Source organism: Butyricicoccus sp. OF27-2pH9A, from assembly GCF_027693185.1.
Lineage (GTDB): Bacteria > Bacillota > Clostridia > Oscillospirales > Butyricicoccaceae > Agathobaculum > Agathobaculum butyriciproducens.
The window spans coordinates 168,203-185,844 of record NZ_JAQEXK010000002.1; the positions used below are offsets into that span (position 1 = coordinate 168,203).

14 protein-coding genes and 1 tRNA gene are annotated in these 17,642 nt (G+C 57.5%); 5 read left to right on the forward strand and 10 right to left on the reverse strand.

The features are described 5' to 3' along the window. Positions 1 to 58: 58 nt before the first annotated feature. The 6 genes from PG722_RS02855 to PG722_RS02880 are packed head-to-tail and all read right to left on the reverse strand — an operon-like array spanning position 59 to position 4,872. Positions 59 to 1,090 carry an FN3 associated domain-containing protein gene (locus PG722_RS02855; protein ID WP_117751069.1) on the reverse strand — a complete coding sequence of 344 codons (1,032 nt, stop codon included), beginning with the start codon at positions 1,088 to 1,090 and terminating at the stop codon, positions 59 to 61. A 48-nt stretch (positions 1,091 to 1,138) separates the two neighbouring features. Next, positions 1,139 to 1,630, reverse strand: a complete 492-nt coding sequence (locus tag PG722_RS02860; RefSeq protein WP_270579587.1) for a hypothetical protein — start codon at positions 1,628 to 1,630, stop codon at positions 1,139 to 1,141. Next, positions 1,605 to 3,164: a hypothetical protein gene (locus PG722_RS02865; RefSeq protein WP_270579589.1), complete on the reverse strand. Its 1,560-nt coding sequence runs from the start codon at positions 3,162 to 3,164 to the stop codon at positions 1,605 to 1,607. The genes PG722_RS02860 and PG722_RS02865 overlap by 26 nt, the downstream gene beginning before the upstream one ends. Further along, positions 3,154 to 3,345, reverse strand: coding sequence for a hypothetical protein (locus PG722_RS02870; RefSeq protein ID WP_270579590.1), 192 nt, complete (start codon positions 3,343 to 3,345; stop codon positions 3,154 to 3,156). Before PG722_RS02870 ends, PG722_RS02865 begins: the two co-directional genes overlap by 11 nt. 19 nt (positions 3,346 to 3,364) lie before the next feature. Then, positions 3,365 to 4,639 (reverse strand): phage terminase large subunit, encoded by a 1,275-nt coding sequence (locus PG722_RS02875; RefSeq protein ID WP_270579592.1) that lies wholly within the window; start codon positions 4,637 to 4,639, stop codon positions 3,365 to 3,367. Between the two features lie 20 nt (positions 4,640 to 4,659). Continuing rightward, the gene (locus PG722_RS02880; protein ID WP_117489714.1) at positions 4,660 to 4,872 is read right to left on the reverse strand and encodes a hypothetical protein; all 213 of its coding nucleotides are present in this window, start codon (positions 4,870 to 4,872) and stop codon (positions 4,660 to 4,662) included. Between the two features lie 163 nt (positions 4,873 to 5,035). Between PG722_RS02880 and PG722_RS02885 the strand changes: the two genes are divergently transcribed. The 5 genes from PG722_RS02885 to ppdK all read left to right on the forward strand — a co-directional run bounded on the left by PG722_RS02885 (position 5,036) and on the right by ppdK (position 13,886). Then, positions 5,036 to 5,857, forward strand: a complete 822-nt coding sequence (locus PG722_RS02885; protein WP_118478082.1) for a Cof-type HAD-IIB family hydrolase — start codon at positions 5,036 to 5,038, stop codon at positions 5,855 to 5,857. A 150-nt stretch (positions 5,858 to 6,007) separates the two neighbouring features. Next, complete coding sequence (locus PG722_RS02890; protein WP_270579593.1) at positions 6,008 to 8,575, forward strand: DNA translocase FtsK; 2,568 nt, start codon at positions 6,008 to 6,010, stop codon at positions 8,573 to 8,575. Between the two features lie 122 nt (positions 8,576 to 8,697). Continuing rightward, positions 8,698 to 9,192: a flavin reductase family protein gene (locus tag PG722_RS02895; RefSeq protein ID WP_118728812.1), complete on the forward strand. Its 495-nt coding sequence runs from the start codon at positions 8,698 to 8,700 to the stop codon at positions 9,190 to 9,192. A gap of 124 nt (positions 9,193 to 9,316) precedes the next feature. Beyond that, positions 9,317 to 11,032 (forward strand): trypsin-like peptidase domain-containing protein, encoded by a 1,716-nt coding sequence (locus PG722_RS02900; RefSeq protein ID WP_270579594.1) that lies wholly within the window; start codon positions 9,317 to 9,319, stop codon positions 11,030 to 11,032. Between the two features lie 220 nt (positions 11,033 to 11,252). Continuing rightward, positions 11,253 to 13,886 carry a pyruvate, phosphate dikinase gene (ppdK, locus tag PG722_RS02905; protein ID WP_270579595.1) on the forward strand — a complete coding sequence of 878 codons (2,634 nt, stop codon included), beginning with the start codon at positions 11,253 to 11,255 and terminating at the stop codon, positions 13,884 to 13,886. A 284-nt stretch (positions 13,887 to 14,170) separates the two neighbouring features. On the opposite strand, the gene PG722_RS02910 is transcribed toward ppdK, so the two are convergent. The 4 genes from PG722_RS02910 to sigK form a co-directional block, all read right to left on the reverse strand. Continuing rightward, positions 14,171 to 15,925 carry a 1-deoxy-D-xylulose-5-phosphate synthase gene (locus tag PG722_RS02910; protein WP_270579596.1) on the reverse strand — a complete coding sequence of 585 codons (1,755 nt, stop codon included), beginning with the start codon at positions 15,923 to 15,925 and terminating at the stop codon, positions 14,171 to 14,173. A gap of 120 nt (positions 15,926 to 16,045) precedes the next feature. Then, positions 16,046 to 16,510, reverse strand: a complete 465-nt coding sequence (locus PG722_RS02915) for a zinc ribbon domain-containing protein (RefSeq protein WP_270579597.1) — start codon at positions 16,508 to 16,510, stop codon at positions 16,046 to 16,048. 123 nt (positions 16,511 to 16,633) lie between these two features. After that, positions 16,634 to 16,707 (reverse strand) — tRNA-Gln (locus PG722_RS02920). 134 nt (positions 16,708 to 16,841) lie between these two features. Beyond that, positions 16,842 to 17,549, reverse strand: a complete 708-nt coding sequence (gene sigK / locus PG722_RS02925) for an RNA polymerase sporulation sigma factor SigK (protein WP_270579599.1) — start codon at positions 17,547 to 17,549, stop codon at positions 16,842 to 16,844. Between the last annotated feature and the right edge of the window lie 93 nt (positions 17,550 to 17,642).

A 17,642-nucleotide genomic window follows, 5' to 3' on the forward strand; every position in this document is an offset into this window, starting at 1 on the left:
CGAAGAAAACCTCCTACCTCCTACCTCCTCACTCCTAACTCTTATCTGCTATTTGAATTTAGCCTTCCGCTACCTCGGACGGATACGCGCCGGACTGCACGCAGTATGCGCGGATCTTGCAGCCGGTCTCCGGCGTCAGCACAGTGCCGGCAACGTAATCCTTCGCGGAATCCGAGTAGCGCGGATCCGAGCCGTCCAGGGTGTAGCGCACCTTGCCGAACGCGGTGATCTTGCCCTGGCTGATGGTCGGTGCGCTCGAGCGGCAGTCCTCATCGACCAGTGCATATACGCCGCCGCACTTTGCGCCGAGCACATACGCGTCGTAGTAGTGACGGCCCTCGATCAGCGCACCGGACACGCCGACCGGGTCCTCGTGCACCTTGGCATCCGCAATCTTGTACGGCATGAGTACGGCATCCTTGTGTGCAACGAGGAAGTACACGTCCTCCGGCAGATAGCTCTTGGGAACGCGGACGACATTCATGCCGAATACCTCGCCGCACACGCCCTTGGCGATGGACTGACGCGCCAGCACATCCACGCCTGCAAACTCGTCCGAGGTGCACACCAGCTTGTACATTTCGCTCGTCAGGTACAGATAGCGGTTGTCGTCCGGCACGAGCGCGTCATCGAGCGCCTGAGAAGCGTCTGCGATCTTGCTGATGATATTCGCCTTGGTCGGCTTTGCACTTTCCACAATGCTGCCCGCCATGGTGACAAAGCGCTTGAATGCGTACTTGTCTGCCGCCGGCGTGGACTTCTCATTCAGCTGCAGGCGCAGCATGTCGGCGGCGTTCTTGACCAGATTCTGATCGAGGTTGTTGCCCTTGTCGATGGTCAGGGTAAACGCCTTGTCCTGCGTCATGGTCAGTTCCTGCACCACGTCCTGCATTTCGGTCACATCGCCGTAACGCTTGAGACCGCCGTCACGGTCGTAATCGACCTCCTCCACCGTGATCGGGGTGTAAACCTTGAGCGTTTTCACGCCGGTCAGGTCATACGTCTCGGCGGTCTTGCCCTTGATGAAGGACGCGCGGGTGAATACCTCTGCAATCTGGTCGGAATACTTGCTTGCGAGATTGATAGCCATAAAAAATTACCTCCTATATAAATGTTAAATCGTGAAGTAATGAGAATGTTACTTGCCGAGCAAAGCGAGGGTAACCGGATCCACTCCCGTGGGTTCCCCGTCCGACTGCGCCGGACCGACCGCCGCACGGCGGTTCTTCTGGTTCATCTCGAGGGCGGCGAGTTCGTCTCTCAGCTCGGCAATCTCCCACTTGCGGTACGCGGACACGAGCGAGCCTTCCTGCTGCGCCCACTCCCATACCTGCTGCGGAATGTCCTCGGGACGGACATCGGGATATTCCTCGACGAATGCGGCGTAGATCTGGCCGTTCGGCATCGCGTTTGCCGCGCGGTTGCGGCGGATGTAGGCGTTACGCTTGGAAAGTCCCTGTGCGGCTGCGTCAATCAGCTCTTCGAGCGTCAGTTCGACGATATCGCCGTCCACCTCGACCGGATAGGTCTGCGCATTTTCCTGCGGCTGGGTTTCTGCCGCCTGCTCCTGTGCGAACGGATTGACCGCCATTTCCTGCTCGGGATTAGGATTCATTGCTGTTTTCTGCATTACTGTTTGCCTCCTTTTGCTGCTGTCGCTGTACGCGAAGTGCGTGCAGCAGGTCGTGTTTGCCGCGTACCTGATAATCCGGTACGTTTTCCAGATATACGAGCGGGTCGGAAATAACGCCGCTCTCCAGCAGATGATCGTTTGTCATTGTCTGCATGGTTTCGGACCAGTAGCTCGCCGCGCCGACATCCACCTGCAGGCGCATGTCCTGTCCGGCGAGTGTGGAGAAGTCGAACGTGCATGTTTCGGGTTCGCCGCCGTCCTCGTTCGGCAGAACGAGCGTGCGCACGCCGTAGTGCGCGCCCATCAGATCGAGAAACACGCGCGCCCAGTCCTCAGTAAAGCGATAGAACTCCATTTTGGTCAGCTCGAGCGGAGCCGCCGTTGCGTTCTGCACCGCGATAATTGCCGAGGTGTTGTCCGGATTGACCGTACCGAGTGCGGCTTCGCTTGCGCCCATGAGTTCCGCGGTATCGGTCATCATTTGCTTGAGCAGCTGCAGCACCTGCGCCGAGATATCCGGTGCGCGGAACGCCGCCGCGATGGCGTCGTTCGGGTTGCCGCGCATGCCGATTGCCTTGCCGACGTCGTTCGACCAGCCGTTCGGGAACCGCGTCATGTCGTACACGATCTTAGGGAACGCCACCTGCTTGATGCACTGGACGTACATCGAGTACAGCTTGTTGATGGCAATCTGGTTCGGAATGGCCTCAGTCAGCGGACTTTCGCCGTGGCACGAGCCGTGCACGCGGTTCCAACACAGATGCGTCACCGGATACAGCCGATAGGGAAGCACCTTTTCGGGCATGACGACCGCGTTTCGCGTGGTCTTGCAGAAGGCAATGCCGTTCTCGGTCCTGCGCATGTGCAGCAGTACGGTCACGCGCTCGCCGTCCGCCGAGGTGCGGTAACGGTGGTACTCGCCCACATCATCCGGCCGAATGGCTTCCGCGTCGTTCGCAGAGATGCCGTTGGCGCGCGCTTCCTGCCGCACCTCATCTGCATCGCGCCGCATGGCAATGATAATGTACGGCTGGCGCTGTACCTCATCGCAGGCGGCGTTGCCGAAGCAGATGTTCGTGGAATCAATCAGCTCCACCGCAATATCGCCCTTAACCGCCTGACCGGTCTCAAGCGCCGGATCAAAGTGCATGTAGAAGCAAGCATCGCCGTCCACACAGGCGTTTTTCAGCAGCGGGCGGCCGAGTGCCTTGACACCCGAACGCTCGATCGCGGATGCAAACGCGCGTTCGAGCACATGCGCGGTCTGCCGCCCGTCCTCATCCATGTCAAACGGCTGGGCGCGTACCGCCACATCGTCGGAGACCAGCATGGCCACAAACAGGTTGACGCAGCGGCGCAGCACGTTGAAGATCAGCGGGTCGAGGGACTGCACGCGCAGACCCTCCCACTGCCTGCCGAGGTAAAACGCCTCGTTGCGTCGAACACGGTCGTATAAACCGATCGAGCGCTTGTAGTCGCGGTCACGCTCATATTTCTTCCAGATTGCCGTCGGTGACGGATCAAATTTCATCGTTGTCCTCCTCTCGTCCGTAGTTCATCAGCGCCGCCAGATCGCGGCTGAGCGTATCCTCCGGCGTAGATTCTGCCATGTGCTCCTTCGGCAAACGTCGCGGCAGAACCACACCGCCGGAGATGACTGCACCGGTCAAAACCAGCACCGCCGCAGACAGCGTGTAACATAAAATTTCCATCAAATCCTCCTTTGCTGTGCTAAAACCTGAGAAATTCGCCTACCTCGCAGTCATACGCCGACTGAGGGACCGCCTTAACCGGTTCGTACACGGTCGCGGCGTACCCGCGGAGCGCATCCGGCGCATGGGTCAGCTCGTGCGGCGTGTTCGCTGTGTCGGACGGATTGCGCTTGTCGTGCTGCAGCGCAGGCAGCGTGCGGATCAGATTGCGGCAGGTGTCGAAAATCGTCAGTCTGGGACGAACGGCGCCGTCCGTATCCTTGCGCGGCATGAGCAGTTCGTGCAGCGCCAGCCATCCGGCGACGCGTTCATTGCTGCTTTTGACAAAATCCAGTCCGCTGTCCGCGAACAGTTCTACCGCGCTTCTGCCGGTTTCCTGCCGTCGGTTCCACAGATCGGGCGGCGCGAGACGGCAGTCGATGTGTTCTCCCGCCGTCTCACAGGCAAGCATCTGCGCCGCTGCATCCGAAATGATGAGTCCCGGACGGTAGAGTTCGCGGTAGACCACGCTGTGTCCGTCCGGACTTTGCGCGATCCAAAGCGCTGCCAGCATGTCCAGACCGTAGTCGATGGTCAGGCAGCGCCGCCAGTCGTGCGGGATGGCATACGGCTTTACAACATGCAGGTCGCGTGAGAATTCGCTGAAATACTGTCCCTCGTTCAGTTCCCACACGCCGTCGAGCAGTGCTTTCCGGTCGGTGGGAGAGAGCAGCTTCAACCGCTTCTCGTAACCTGCATCCGCCTTGCGGAGAAACGGGTTGTCGCCCAGTCTTGCGGGCAGGAACAGCCGCGTGCCGCCGTCGAACTCGCGCACGGTGTCCGGCGGCATGGAGTCGATAAACCGGCTCTTCACCCACTGGTGACCGACACCGCCGGGATTGGTCGTTGCCTTGACCTGCTTGGGGAATCCGTTCGTGCCGCGGATACGCGACAGCAGATAGGTGAACTGGCTTTCGGTGAAATGTGTCAGCTCATCGAACCGGATGACATCGTATTCCGCGCTCTGGTACCTGGTCACATCGCTTTCCGCGTCGCAGTACCCGAATTCCAGCGCCGAACCGTTTGCAAAATCCCACCGGTGCTCACTCACCTTGTATTTTGCAATGCACTGCGGATACAGCCGCAAAGCCGCCGGTACAAGCGAGCGCTCCAGCTCCGGCATGGTCCGTCGCAGCATGAGCTGCCGCGAACCCGGATAGCACACCGCAAACCGCAAAGCATCGAGCAGCTGACCGTGGCTTTTGCCGCCGCCGGCCGCGCCGCCGAACAGCGTTTCAAGCGTGTCCGACTGCATGAACGCCGCCTGCCGCCGTGTTACGGGGAATTCGTATCGTCTACGATCCGAAACACGATCTCCACCGGCTGAGCTTCGGTCTGCTCGCCGCCCAGCATCACGCCCTTGCCGACCGTCCGGTCGAGGATTTCCTTGATCGCGCTGAGCCGGCTGTTCGCCGGTGCTTCCGCATCGTCTGCGATGTCGTACAGCATGCGGATCAGCCGATCCGGCTTTTCGTTTTCGCTGCACATGGCCTCACCTCCTTTCGATGAGCCATAGAATAGGAGCAAAATCCGAATTTGTCAAGAACAAATGTTCGATTTTTTATTTACTTGCAATTTTTGCCCAGCTGCGGTATGCTGAATAAGATGGAAAATATGCGGCGCAGCAGCGCCAGTATCAGGAGGAAAGAAGATGAAAAAAATCGACCTTATCGCGCTCGATTTAGACGGAACCGCGCTCAATCCGCAGAATCAGGTTTCTCCGGCGACCGCCGATGCCGTGCGCCGTGCCCGCGAGAGCGGTATTCATGTTGTGGTCTCCACCGGACGAATCTGCGGTGAGGCACGCGACTTTGCACTCATGCTCGGCACGGATGACCAGATGGTCACCTCGGGCGGCGCGACGCTGTCGAGTGTGTCGCAGGAGCGCTGCACCATGCGCATGTCCATGCCGTGGGAAGCTGCCGTGCGTGCGTCTGCCGTGGTGGAGCGCATCGGCATGATCACGATGGTGTATGCAGGAGAGACGCTGCTCATTACCCCATATGATGATATCGAATTCGGCAAATATAAGTCGAATGAAGGCTATTTAAGCTCGAAAAAAGTTGTGCCGTCTGTCGCGGAATATATTGCCACAAACCATGTTTCGGTCGATAAAATGTTCATCCGCAGCCATGACCCGGTCATGCTTGTGCGCGCCCGTGCACAGTTGGAACAGATCCCGGGTATCCGCGTGATGAGCAGCGCGGCTGACAACCTCGAGGTCATCACGCCGGCCGCGGACAAGGGCGTTGCCCTCGGCATGCTGTGCCGTGAGCTGGGCACCGACCTCGACCACGCCGCCGCCATCGGTGACAGCGAAAACGACCTCGAAATGCTGAACGCCGTAGCCCTCCCGATTGCGATGGGAAACGCAAGCGCAGCCGTTAAAAATCTGTGCCTGCGCGAGACGCTCACCAACGCACAGGACGGCGTAGCAGCCGCCATCGACCGCATCATCGCGGAGAACGGCTAAACGAGCAGACCGGCCGCTGTTTTCCGGAAAAACAGTGGTAAAAATCGGATTTCTATGCTATAATATACTTGCAGAGTATCCGCAGAAAGCGGAAAAACGGCGCAGAACGCCGTCAGATTGAATCACAAAGAAAGTTGAAGGATAGAAGTTTTGGCTGCAAGGAAAACCACAACTAAAAAATCGACGAAAAGCGCGCCCAAGGGCAAGCGTGCGGCACAGCCGCAGCCGGAGGAACTCGGTCCGATCCTGTCCCGTCCGGTCTGGGGCGCAATCTGGGGCATTGTCGGTCTGCTGTGCCTGCTGTCGATCCTGCCGATCGACGGCGTGCTGCTCAAGTGGCTGCACCGCGGCATCGGTGCGCTCATCGGCAAGGGCGCGTATGTCATGCCGTTTGCGCTGATCGGCATCGCCGTGCTGCTGTTTGCGCGTCCCAAGGGTCCCGTGCGCCTGCGCGGAACGTGTATCGCGCTCATGCCGCTGCTGATCGGCAGTATCATTCACGCCTTTTCGTGTGCAAATGAGTACGACCTGTCCATGAGCACGCTCAGCGGTCTGCTCTCTACCGGCATGGAAGGCTCGTCCGGCGGTCTGCTGGGCGGCGGTCTGTACATCCTGCTCGAGTGGGCGCTCTCGTCCATCGGCGCACTGCTCATCCTGCTGGTGCTGTTCATCGTGACTTTGCTGGTGGCCTGTCGCATCACGCCGCAGGCGTTGTACGACATGGTTCGTCCGCCTGAGTATGAATACGAGGACGAGGAGGAGCGTGAGCGCTACGAAGCGCCTGTTCAGCTGCCGAACATCCACGAAGCGGCAGCTGCGCATGCACAGCGCCGAGAAGAGCGCCGTGCGCACCGTAAATCCGACTTTGACATCCCGATCGACGCCGATCCGCCCGGAGAGGATAAGCCGGGCGAGGAACTGATCGACCCGAACAAGCGTCACGGCAAGGCAATCGCGCCGGACGAATATCTGCGCTCACTGCGCGATAACGTGAAGAAAAAGGCCGGAAGTATTATGGATCTGGTCGAAAACAAGCAGCCGGAGGAAGCATCGGTGCACGTTTCCGAGCCGGAGTTCGAGCAGGAAGCGGCTCCCGCACCGGCATCCAAGCCGAAAAAGACCGAGAACATCTCGGAAATCGAGCAGGCGGCCATGAACGAGCAGATCGACGAGAGCCAGAAGGCTCCCGCGCCGGTGTACGACTACCCGCCGATCGACCTGCTGACGCAGGGCAAGCACGCTTCGGTAGCCGGTGCGGAGACCGAGCTGCGCGAAAGCTCGGCGTGCCTGCTCGATACGCTCGACTCGTTCAACATCGAGGCACAGATCATCGGCATTGTCCGCGGACCGTCGGTCACCCGCTTTGAGCTGACCATCCCGCGCGGTATCAAAATCTCGCGCATCACCGCCCTGTCGGACGACATTGCACTGTCGCTCGGCGCGGCAAACGTGCGTATCGCGCCCATTCCGGATAAGGTCGCGGTCGGCATCGAGGTGCCGAACAAAACCGTCAATACGGTCTTTATCCGCGAGTGTATCGGCTCGCCTGCGTTTGCTAACGCGAAAAGCCGCCTGTCCTTTGCCGTCGGCAAGGACATCACCGGCAAGCCGGTCATCGGTGACATTGCCAAGATGCCGCACATGCTGATTGCCGGTACCACCGGCTCCGGTAAGTCGGTGTGCATCAACTCCATGCTGATCTCGCTGCTGTACAAGTCCACGCCGGAGGAAGTCCGCCTGATCATGGTGGACCCGAAGATGGTTGAGCTGGGCAACTATAACGGCATTCCGCACCTGCTGATTCCGGTTGTTACCGATCCGAAAAAGGCCGCCGGTGCGCTCAACTGGGCGGTTGGTGAGATGGAACGCCGCTATAAGCTGTTCGCAGACCATCAGGTGCGCAATCTGGTCGGCTATAACGACCTCATGCGTTCCGAAAAGGCCAAAGCCGAGCAGACCGAGGACGGTCATCCCGAGCAGTATCAGGTGCTGCCGCAGATCGTCATCGTTATCGACGAGCTGGCTGACCTGATGATGGTCGCCGCCAAGGAAGTCGAGAACTCCATCTGCCGTATCGCGCAGAAGGCACGAGCCGCAGGCATGCACCTTGTTGTAGCAACGCAGCGTCCATCGGCTGACGTTATCACCGGTATCATGAAGGCAAATATCCCGTCGCGTATCGCGTTTGCGGTAGCCAGCCAGATCGAGTCGCGTATCATTCTGGACACGACCGGCGCAGAAAAGCTGATCGGCAAGGGTGATATGCTGTATGCACCGCTCGGTGAGGGCAAGCCGACCCGTGTACAGGGCTGCTTCATCTCCAACGAGGAGATCGAAGCTGTTATTGCCCGCATCAAGGAGACCAGCACCGCCGAGTACAGCGAGGAAATCCTTGAGCACATCGAGCAGCAGGCCGAGCAGGTGGGCAATAACAAGGGCGGCGGCAGCAGCGGCACGAACGATTTGGGCGACGATGAGGATGAACTCATAGAGGAAGCCATCGAGGTCATCATGGACTGCCGCCAGGCATCCACATCCATGCTGCAGCGCCGTCTGAAGCTGGGCTATTCGCGTGCCGCGCGTATCATCGACCAGATCGAGGACCGCGGTATCATCGGCCCGTCCGAAGGCTCCAAGCCGCGCCAGATCCTCATCTCGCGTGAGGACTGGCAGGAGATGAAACTGCGCCGCACAATGCCGCTCGACAAGCAGCAGTAATGGAAAATGAACGCTATCTTTGCGCGCGAAGCGCGTATTGAATCCGGCACTTTGTGCCATTCCATAATTATCCATTTTCAATGCTCAATTTGCTAAACAAATCTCTTAGGAGGTAACATATTATGAAGAAGATCAACATTGCCGAAAAGTCTTTCAATCCGTTCGATCTGATCGGTCAGAAGTGGATGCTGATTTCCGCAGGCACTGAGGACAAGTGGAACACCATGACCGCAAGCTGGGGTGCTGTAGGCGTTATGTGGGGCAAGCCGAGTGCGACCTGCTATATCCGCAAGAGCCGCTTCACCAAGGAATTTGTAGACGCAGGCGAGTATTTCACCCTGACCGTGCTCAAGGACGGCCACCGTGATGCGCTGAACAAGATGGGCTCCAAGTCCGGCCGTGACATGGATAAGATGCACGAGAGCGGCCTGACGCCGGTATTCGTAGAGGGTCAGCCGACCTTCGAGGAGGCCGAGCTGGTACTCATCTGCCGCAAGCGCGGTGTGACCGACATCGCACCGGACGATATGGCGCAGGAAGTGCAGGACAAGTGGTACGGCGATCACGACTACCACACCATGTATATCGGCGAGATCGTAGCCGCTTACGAGAACTGATTTCACAGAAAATTCACCAATTCCTCACGGTTTTGGTGTATCATCAAGAAAGAAGTACAGGGTCGCTCTGCGGCCCTGTATCCCAATCCACAAACCCACGCCTCAAAAGGGAGGAATGCAATTCGTGAAAAAACGATTGCTCAGTCTGATCACAGCGGCTGCGCTGATGGTCGGCATGCTGCCTGCGGCTTTTGCGGGCTATGAAAACTTTACTTCGAAAACAACGTATCCTGCCGGACAGTTCACCGACGTGCCCTCAACCGAGTGGTACGCGCAGAATGTTCAGGCGGCGTATGAATACAAGCTGGTGGACGGCGTAAACGCCACCCAGTTCAAGCCGAACAGCAACCTGACGATCGCACAGGCGATCAAGCTGGCGGCGTGTCTGCACAGCACCTATGTCAGCGGCAGTGCGGATTTTGACAAAGTCCGTCCGTGGTATCAGCCGTATGTGACGTATGCGCTGGAAAATGGTATTATTAACACGACTTATGTGAATTACGATCAGCCGGCGACCCGGGCACAGTTTGCGTCCATCTTTGCAAACGCGCTGCCGGAGGACGCTTTGACCGCGATCAACGACATTGCGGACGGTGCGATTGCGGACGTGGAAATGTCGGCAGGCTATGCCGCTGATGTGTACCGTCTGTACCGGGCGGGCGTGCTCACGGGCAGCAACAACGCGCACGATTTTAAGCCGAACACCAACATTCGCCGCAGCGAGGTTGCGGCTATCGTCACCCGTATGGCAAAGCCGGATCTGCGGCAGAGCTTCACCATCGAAGCACATGTCGGCATGACGGCGGACGAGGTGTTCAGCGCCTGTGTACCGGCGATTTTCAAGCTGTACGCCTACGATTACAAGAATAATATCCTCGGCATCGGCAGCGGCGTTGTGCTCAGCGCACGCGGCGACGCGGTGACCTGCGGACACCTTGTCAACGGCGTTTACCGCCTTGTGGCCGAGATGTACGACGGCACCAAGCGTGAGGTCACGATCTACAACTTTGACGCGGACGCGGACATCGCGCATATCCGTGTCGTCGGCAGCACGCTGCCGTACCTCGGTGTTACCACTGAGGTCGAGAAAGGCGACACGGTCTACGCGCTCGGTTACCCGGGCGGCGGCGCCGCAACGGTCACGACCGGCAAGGTGACCGACCCGGAAAACGACGATTACCTTGCACCGATGATCGAAAGCACGGCGCAGGTCATCAGCGGCAATTCCGGCGGTGCGCTCATCAACGATGAGGGCAAGGTTGTCGGCATTACGGTCAGCAGCCATTCCGGCGGCGTACCGTCTTACTCGGTGCCGATCCGCTACCTGAACAGCCTGATCGGAGACGGTGCGGCGTACTCTCCCGGCGAGTATAACCGCAACCACAAGCCGGATGCGTCGCGCTGCTACAGCAAGCACTATCCGGTGCCGGATTTCGGCACGGTGACCGGTGTCACACTGCTTGGCACCATCCGGGAGGGCACCACGACCACCTACTACTACGACAGGGGAGAGGTAGAAGCCGGCGACAAGATTCTGCTCCGCTACTACGCCGCACTGGGTGAAAATACCTTCTACCAGTTCACCGGCGGCTCGTTCACCTCGTCCTCGACGTATCCGTATTCGGTCAAGCTCTACGAGACCAGCTACGACGGCATCCCTGCGATCAGTGTCGTGGTTTCCAGCAATTCCTTCGCTTCTATCGGCGGTCTGCCTCAGACCGCCGATTTTCTTTGCAGGAATTTGTGCATTACGCCTAATGAAATGAAAGCTGATGGGCATGAAACGTATTTACGCCCAAAACACCGTAAAAATCGAGAAAAACAGGAAAAGATAAAATAAAAATCGGATAAAATTTCTGATAAATTAAAAAGACAGATTTTACGCAAACGTTTGAGTTTTGGTTAAAAATACATAATTGGTCAAAGTGCACAATATATTCGTGGGAAATCGGTATAATACTACAATGGAATATTTCACCGCTAACGTGCTATAATGTGCTTGCGTGATAAAGAGAATGAGTATTAGAGAGAGCATCAATCGAAACGGAGGAAATACCCAAATGAAAAAGTATGTTTACATGTTCCCGGAGGGCAACGGAAAAATGCGTGAGCTGCTTGGCGGCAAGGGTGCCAATCTGGCTGAAATGACCGGACTGGGCATGCCTGTGCCGCAGGGTTTCACCATCACCACCGAGGCCTGCACCCGTTATTATGAGGACGGCAAGACTATTTATCCGGATATTCAGGATCAGATTCTGGAGTACCTCGATCAGCTTGAAAAGGTTACCGGCAAGACTCTCGGCGATCCCGAGAAGCCGCTGCTCGTATCCGTTCGCTCGGGTGCGCGCGCATCCATGCCCGGCATGATGGATACCATCCTCAACCTCGGCATGAACGACGAGATCTGCGAAGCAGTTGCCAAGCTGACCAATAACCCGCGTTTCGCACGCGACTCCTACCGCCGTTTCATTCAGATGTTCTCTGACGTTGTTATGGAGCTGCCTAAGTCCTCCTTCGAACAGTTTATCGATCAGGTTAAGGACAAAAAGGGCGTAAAGATGGACAATGAGCTGGACGCGGACGATATGTCCGAGCTGATCGTCCTGTTCAAGGATCACTACAAGAAGTCCCTCGGCGAAGATTTCCCGCAGGACCCGAAGAAGCAGCTGATGGAGGCTGTCCGCGCAGTATTCCGCTCGTGGGATAATCCGCGTGCAAACACCTACCGCCGCATGAACGACATCCCGCACAGCTGGGGCACTGCCGTAAACGTACAGTCCATGGTATTCGGCAATATGGGCGAGACCTCGGGCACCGGCGTAGCCTTCACCCGCAACCCGGCCACCGGCGAAAAGAAGCTGTACGGCGAGTTCCTGATGAATGCACAGGGCGAGGACGTTGTAGCCGGTATCCGCACGCCGCAGCCGATCTCTGCGCTGGCAGATACCATGCCAGAGGTTTATCAGCAGTTTGTTGACATTTCCAGCCGTCTTGAGAAGCATTACGGCGATATGCAGGATATGGAGTTCACCATCGAAAACGGCAAGCTCTACATGCTGCAGACCCGTAACGGCAAGCGCACCGCACAGGCAGCGCTCAAGGTAGCGGTTGATCTGGTAGACGAAGGCGTCTGCACCAAGGAGCAGGCGGTTATGAAGGTCGAGGCAAAGCAGCTTGACGCACTTCTGCACCCGACGTTCGATCCGGCAGCTCTCAAGGCAGCTACGCCGATCACCACCGGCCTGCCGGCATCGCCCGGTGCAGCCTGCGGCGCGGTTTACTTCACCGCAGATGCTGCAGCTAAGGCCCACAAGACCGGCATCAAGGCTGTCCTCGTCCGTCAGGAGACCTCTCCGGAGGATATCGACGGCATGGCCGTATCCGAAGGCATCATGACCGCCCGCGGCGGCATGACCTCGCACGCAGCCGTAGTAGCCCGCGGCATGGGCACCTGCTGTGTAGCAGGCGTAAACGGCATCAAGGTTTCCGAAGAGGATAAGACCCTGACCTTTGCCGACGGCACGGTAGTGCACGAGGGTGACGTTATTTCGCTCGACGGCTCCACCGGCAACGTATACCTCGGCGAGATCGCAACGCAGGAGGCTGAGCTGACCGGCGACTTCGGCCGCTTCATGGGCTGGGCTGACGAGATTCGCACCCTGCACGTTCGCACCAACGGCGATACCCCGCGTGATGCAACGCAGGCCCGTAAGTTCGGCGCAGAAGGCATCGGCCTCTGCCGTACCGAGCATATGTTCTTCGAGCCGGCCCGCATCAAGGCGGTTCGTGAGATGATTATTTCCGATACGCTCGAGCAGCGCAAGGCGGCTCTGGCCAAGATCCTGCCGATGCAGCGCGGCGACTTTGAGGCAATTTACCGCGCGATGGGCGGCCTGCCGGTAACCATCCGTCTGCTTGACCCGCCGCTCCATGAGTTCCTCCCGCACGAGGATGACGAGATCAAGGAGCTGGCCGATGAGATGGGCGTATCCTTCGACAAGCTCAAGGGCAAGGTAGAAAGCCTGCACGAGTTCAACCCGATGCTGGGTACCCGCGGCTGCCGTCTGGACGTTCTCTATCCGGAGATCGCCGAGATGCAGACCGAGGCTATCGTATCCGCAGCTATCAACGTCTGGAAGGAAGACGACCTGCATATCACGCCGGAGATCATGGTTCCGCTGGTATCCGAGGTCAATGAGCTGCGCTTCGTAAAGAAGGTTATCAAGGCTAAGGCTGACGAGCTGATCGAGCAGTCCGGTCTGAAGATGAAGTATATGGTCGGCACGATGATCGAGACGCCGCGTGCCGCAGTCACCGCAGGCGATGTGGCCAAGGAAGCAGAGTTCTTCTCCTTCGGCACCAATGACCTCACCCAGATGACCTACGGCTTCTCCCGTGATGACGTGGGCCGCATTCTGGAGACTTACTTCGACAAGAAGATCCTCGAGTCCGATCCGTTCGCTCGTCTGGACCAGAACGGCGTAGGCCGCTTGATCCGCTTCGCTGTTGCAGAAGGCAAGCGCACCCGTCCGGACATCAAGCTCGGCATCTGCGGCGAGCACGGCGGCGACCTGTCCTCCGTCGAGTTCTGCCACAATGTTGGTCTGAATTACGTTTCCTGCTCGCCGTTCCGCGTGCCGATCGCACGTCTGGCAGCGGCACAGGCTCGCGTAAAGGAGCTTGGACTGGCATAAACCTCCCCAAACTTGACATACAGCGCGAAAGGCTTCGGAGCAATGCTCCGAAGCCTTTCACGCTTGGGCTGTCGCGGAACCACGGTTCCACCGACAAGCAGGAACGGACCGTGGGCCGTTCCAAAGTCGTCCGAAAGTTCCTATTCAGAAACTTTCTCCCTCCAGATGTAAAAAACCGAACGCTATCCTTGCGCGGCTTTTTTGGCCGCGCTGCGTGGCGCATGTCCTCGGTTTTCTTGCATTTGCAGAGCAAATGCTATTTTATGCGCGCTTACGCGCGATTTTTAGAGAACCTTCTCCACATCCTCCGCAATCTGTTCTGCGGTGAGGTGATTGTCCTTCAGTACCTCGTCTACGTCATAGCGGTCGAGGAACTCCTTCTTGAGACCAAAGTTCAGTACCTTCATGTCAGAGTCACCGTAGAAACGCGCAATCTTCTCACCGAAGCCGCCGTCGAGTACGCCGTCCTCGAGGGTGATGACCACGTCGTGATCTGCCTTGAGGCTCTCGAGCAGGTCAGTATCCACGCCGGTGATATAGTACGGGTTGATAAGGGTCGGCTGTACGCCGGTCTTTTTCTTGATGAGCGCCGCCGCCTGCTCGCCGAGCGGGTAGAACGAACCCAGACCGATCACGGCAACCCGGGCACCCTTCTCCTTAACCTCGTAGGTGTTCAGCCTGCCGAAGTCCTTGGTAACAGCCTTTTCGTCCGAAACCAGTGCGCCGCCCGGCATGCGGATAACGACCGGATGCTCGTTCTGCTCAATGCTCCAGTCGAGCATTGCCAGATATTCTTCCTTGGTAGTCGGCGCCAGATAAACCAGGTTGGGGATGTTCGCCAGCATCGGAATGTCGTACAGACCGAGATGCGTTACATCGTTCATGCCGTAAACCGAGCCCCACGCAACGATAATGGTAGCTGCGTTGCTGTTGATGCACAGGTCCTGCGAAATCTGGTCATAAGCGCGCTGAATGAACGTGCTGTACACGCCGTAGACCGGCTTGCCGCCGTTTGCTGCGATACCGGACGCCAGTGCAACCGCGTTCTCCTCGGCAATGCCTACGTCGATGAACTGCCTGCCGGCCTTCTTACGCATCTCCTCGGTGAAGCCAAGCACGGTCGGCGTACCCGAGGTGATCATACACACAGACGGGTCATCCTGCATCTTCTTCATCATAAAGTCGAGCGTAATGCTCTCGTAGCACTCACCGCTCATGTCCATCAGCGGCTCGCCGGTCTCCGGATGGAACGGAGCACAGTAGTGCCATGCCTCCTTGTGCTGCTCGGCAGGCGCGTAGCCCTTGCCCTTCTGGGTGACGATGTGCACAACAACTGGCTGCGTGCTGTCCTTTACGGCCTGAAATGCCTCGATAAGCGAAGCAATATCGTTGCCGTCGGCTACAAAGCGGTAATCCAGACCCATCGCACGGAACAGGTTGCACTCGGCCTTGCCGCCCGTCTCGCGCAGCAGGCGCAGGTTCTGATACAGACCGCCGTGATTCTCCGCGATGGACATATCGTTGTCGTTGACAAGGATAATCAGGTTTCCGTCCAGCTCTGCCGCATAGTTGAGTGCTTCGAGCGCTTCGCCGCCGCTGAGCGAACCGTCGCCGATGATAGCAACCACGTTGCCGTCCTCACCCTTGAGGTCGCGGCCCTTGGCCAGACCGCAGGCCAGACTGACCGAGGTGGAGGTGTGGCCGATGGTGAAATGGTCGTGCTCGCTCTCGTGCGGGTTGCTGTAGCCGGAAACGTCGTCGTAGTGCTCCTCGTAGAGAAAGGCGTCCTTGCGGCCGGTCAGCATCTTGTGCGGGTAGGACTGGTGGGAAACATCGAATACAAACTTATCCTTCGGGGACTCGAATACATAGTGCAGTGCGATGGTTGCCTCTACCATGCCGAAATTCGGACCGAAATGGCCGCCGTGACGGCTCAGCTTGGTCAGCAGTGCATCACGTATTTCGGACGCAAGCACGGTCATCTGCTTAATGTTCAGCTTCTTCACGTCAGCGGGACCGTTGATGTTCTCGATATACATAGTTTTCCTCCTGAATATTTTTTCTAAACTCACTCTATCACTTGGAGTGTGCTCCAAGTCAAGCGGTTTTACGAAAAATTATGCAAAAATAAAAGCACCTGATACCAGGTGCCTTAATACTCAAATAGATGAGGAAAACGCTTCTCCATTCACCGTCCAGTGCGCTTTTCCGTCCTGCACATACAGCTCGGTGCCGCCGCGTTTGCAGCCGGCGTTCAGAAAAACAGCTGTGCCGTCCGGATTCAGGCGATAGAGATTGTAGCCGAAGTCCTCGGCAGCGCGGTAACGCACGGTGTGCCCGAACACAAAGCCGACCAACGTGCCGTCGTCCAGAGAAACATAGTTGGTAAAATCAAAGCCCGCATACGGCGTCGCGCCAAGCTCGGACTGCTTCATCAGACCGCGCTCGCGCTGATAGGCAGGGGACTCGAGATAAGCCATGCTGTTCGGATACAGCATCGCGTACGAGGGATATTTTTTGCCGGAGGGGACAGCACCTGCGCCGACCTCACCGACCTTTGTGCCGCAGTTCATGCAGAATTTTGCGCCGTCCGGCAGCTGCGTGCCGCAGTTCATGCAAAACATGGTAATCGCTCCTTTACATATGCTTTAGTATATCGGGAGAGAGACCGTCTGTCAAATAGCCGTCACAGGAAAACCACGAAAAGGAAAAAGAAAAACCGTCTTTTCAAAAAAGACGGTTTTCGGTGGCAGCCGAAGAAGGATTCGAACCCTCACAAACAGAGTCAGAGTCTGTCGTGCTACCTTTACACAATTCGGCTATTTGTTAAGTTTTGCTGTCGCTTTTGATGACTCATCGCTGACGACTTGTTTAGTATATATCAGAATCCGGGATTCGTCAACCCTTTTTTCAAAAAAAATTAAAATTTTTTTCGGAAGGGGACAACCGTCGCTTTTACGGCGGCCGTCCCTCGCGTTCGAGAGCCTCCCGCAGCTTTTCGAGCGCACGCTTTTCAATGCGCGAAACATAGCTGCGCGAAATACCCAGCCGCACGGCAATCTCACGCTGCGGCTGGGGAGAGGCCAGACCGATGCCGTACCGCAGGCGGATGATCTCGCGTTCCCGCGGAGAGAGACAGCCTGCCAGCGCGCGGTGCATGGCATGGTATCGGTCCTGTTCCTCAACGGCGGACAGACCGCTGTCCTCGCAGCAGATGATATCCTGCAGGGCAAGCGCATTGCCGTCGCCGTCCGATTCGAGCGTGTCCGAGAGCGAAAGCTCGCCCGCACTCTTGCGCTTCTGCCGGAAATACATCAGCAGCTCGTTCTGGATGCATTTGGAGGCGTATGTCGCCAAGCGGATATTTTTATCCGCCTTAAAGGTGTTCACGGCTTTAATCAGCCCTATCGTGCCGATGGACAGCAGATCATCCTGCTCCGTACTTACGGCGTAATACTTTTTCACAATATGTGCTACCAGTCTGAGATTGTGCTCGATCAGCTTTTCCCGTGCCTCGGCGTCCCCGTCCTGCTGCATGCGGCGCAGCAGAACCGCCTCCTCATCGGGCGTGAGCGGCTTGGGAAACGACCCGTCCGCGCCCTGTACACGCAGCACAAAGAAGAAAAATGCGCCGCCGAGCGCAAATAAAGCAGGAAAAAGCATGGTCAGCACCTCGTTTCGATAAGATACTGCTATTTTATGCTGTGAATAGCTTAAGTAGCACAAATAAAGAGGCAGTACCGCATAATACAGCAA

Coding starts and splice junctions, on each gene's coding strand:
- PG722_RS02895 (WP_118728812.1), top strand. CDS start 8,698: ATGAAGAAGATCAACATTGCCGAAAAGTCTTTCAATCCGTTCGATCTG.
- PG722_RS02865 (WP_270579589.1), bottom strand. CDS start 3,164: ATGAAATTTGATCCGTCACCGACGGCAATCTGGAAGAAATATGAGCGT.
- PG722_RS02885 (WP_118478082.1), top strand. CDS start 5,036: ATGAAAAAAATCGACCTTATCGCGCTCGATTTAGACGGAACCGCGCTC.
- PG722_RS02910 (WP_270579596.1), bottom strand. CDS start 15,925: ATGTATATCGAGAACATCAACGGTCCCGCTGACGTGAAGAAGCTGAAC.
- PG722_RS02860 (WP_270579587.1), bottom strand. CDS start 1,630: ATGCAGAAAACAGCAATGAATCCTAATCCCGAGCAGGAAATGGCGGTC.
- PG722_RS02875 (WP_270579592.1), bottom strand. CDS start 4,639: ATGCAGTCGGACACGCTTGAAACGCTGTTCGGCGGCGCGGCCGGCGGC.
- PG722_RS02880 (WP_117489714.1), bottom strand. CDS start 4,872: ATGTGCAGCGAAAACGAAAAGCCGGATCGGCTGATCCGCATGCTGTAC.
- PG722_RS02870 (WP_270579590.1), bottom strand. CDS start 3,345: ATGGAAATTTTATGTTACACGCTGTCTGCGGCGGTGCTGGTTTTGACC.
- ppdK (WP_270579595.1), top strand. CDS start 11,253: ATGAAAAAGTATGTTTACATGTTCCCGGAGGGCAACGGAAAAATGCGT.
- sigK (WP_270579599.1), bottom strand. CDS start 17,549: ATGCTTTTTCCTGCTTTATTTGCGCTCGGCGGCGCATTTTTCTTCTTT.
- PG722_RS02855 (WP_117751069.1), bottom strand. CDS start 1,090: ATGGCTATCAATCTCGCAAGCAAGTATTCCGACCAGATTGCAGAGGTA.
- PG722_RS02915 (WP_270579597.1), bottom strand. CDS start 16,510: ATGTTTTGCATGAACTGCGGCACGCAGCTGCCGGACGGCGCAAAATTC.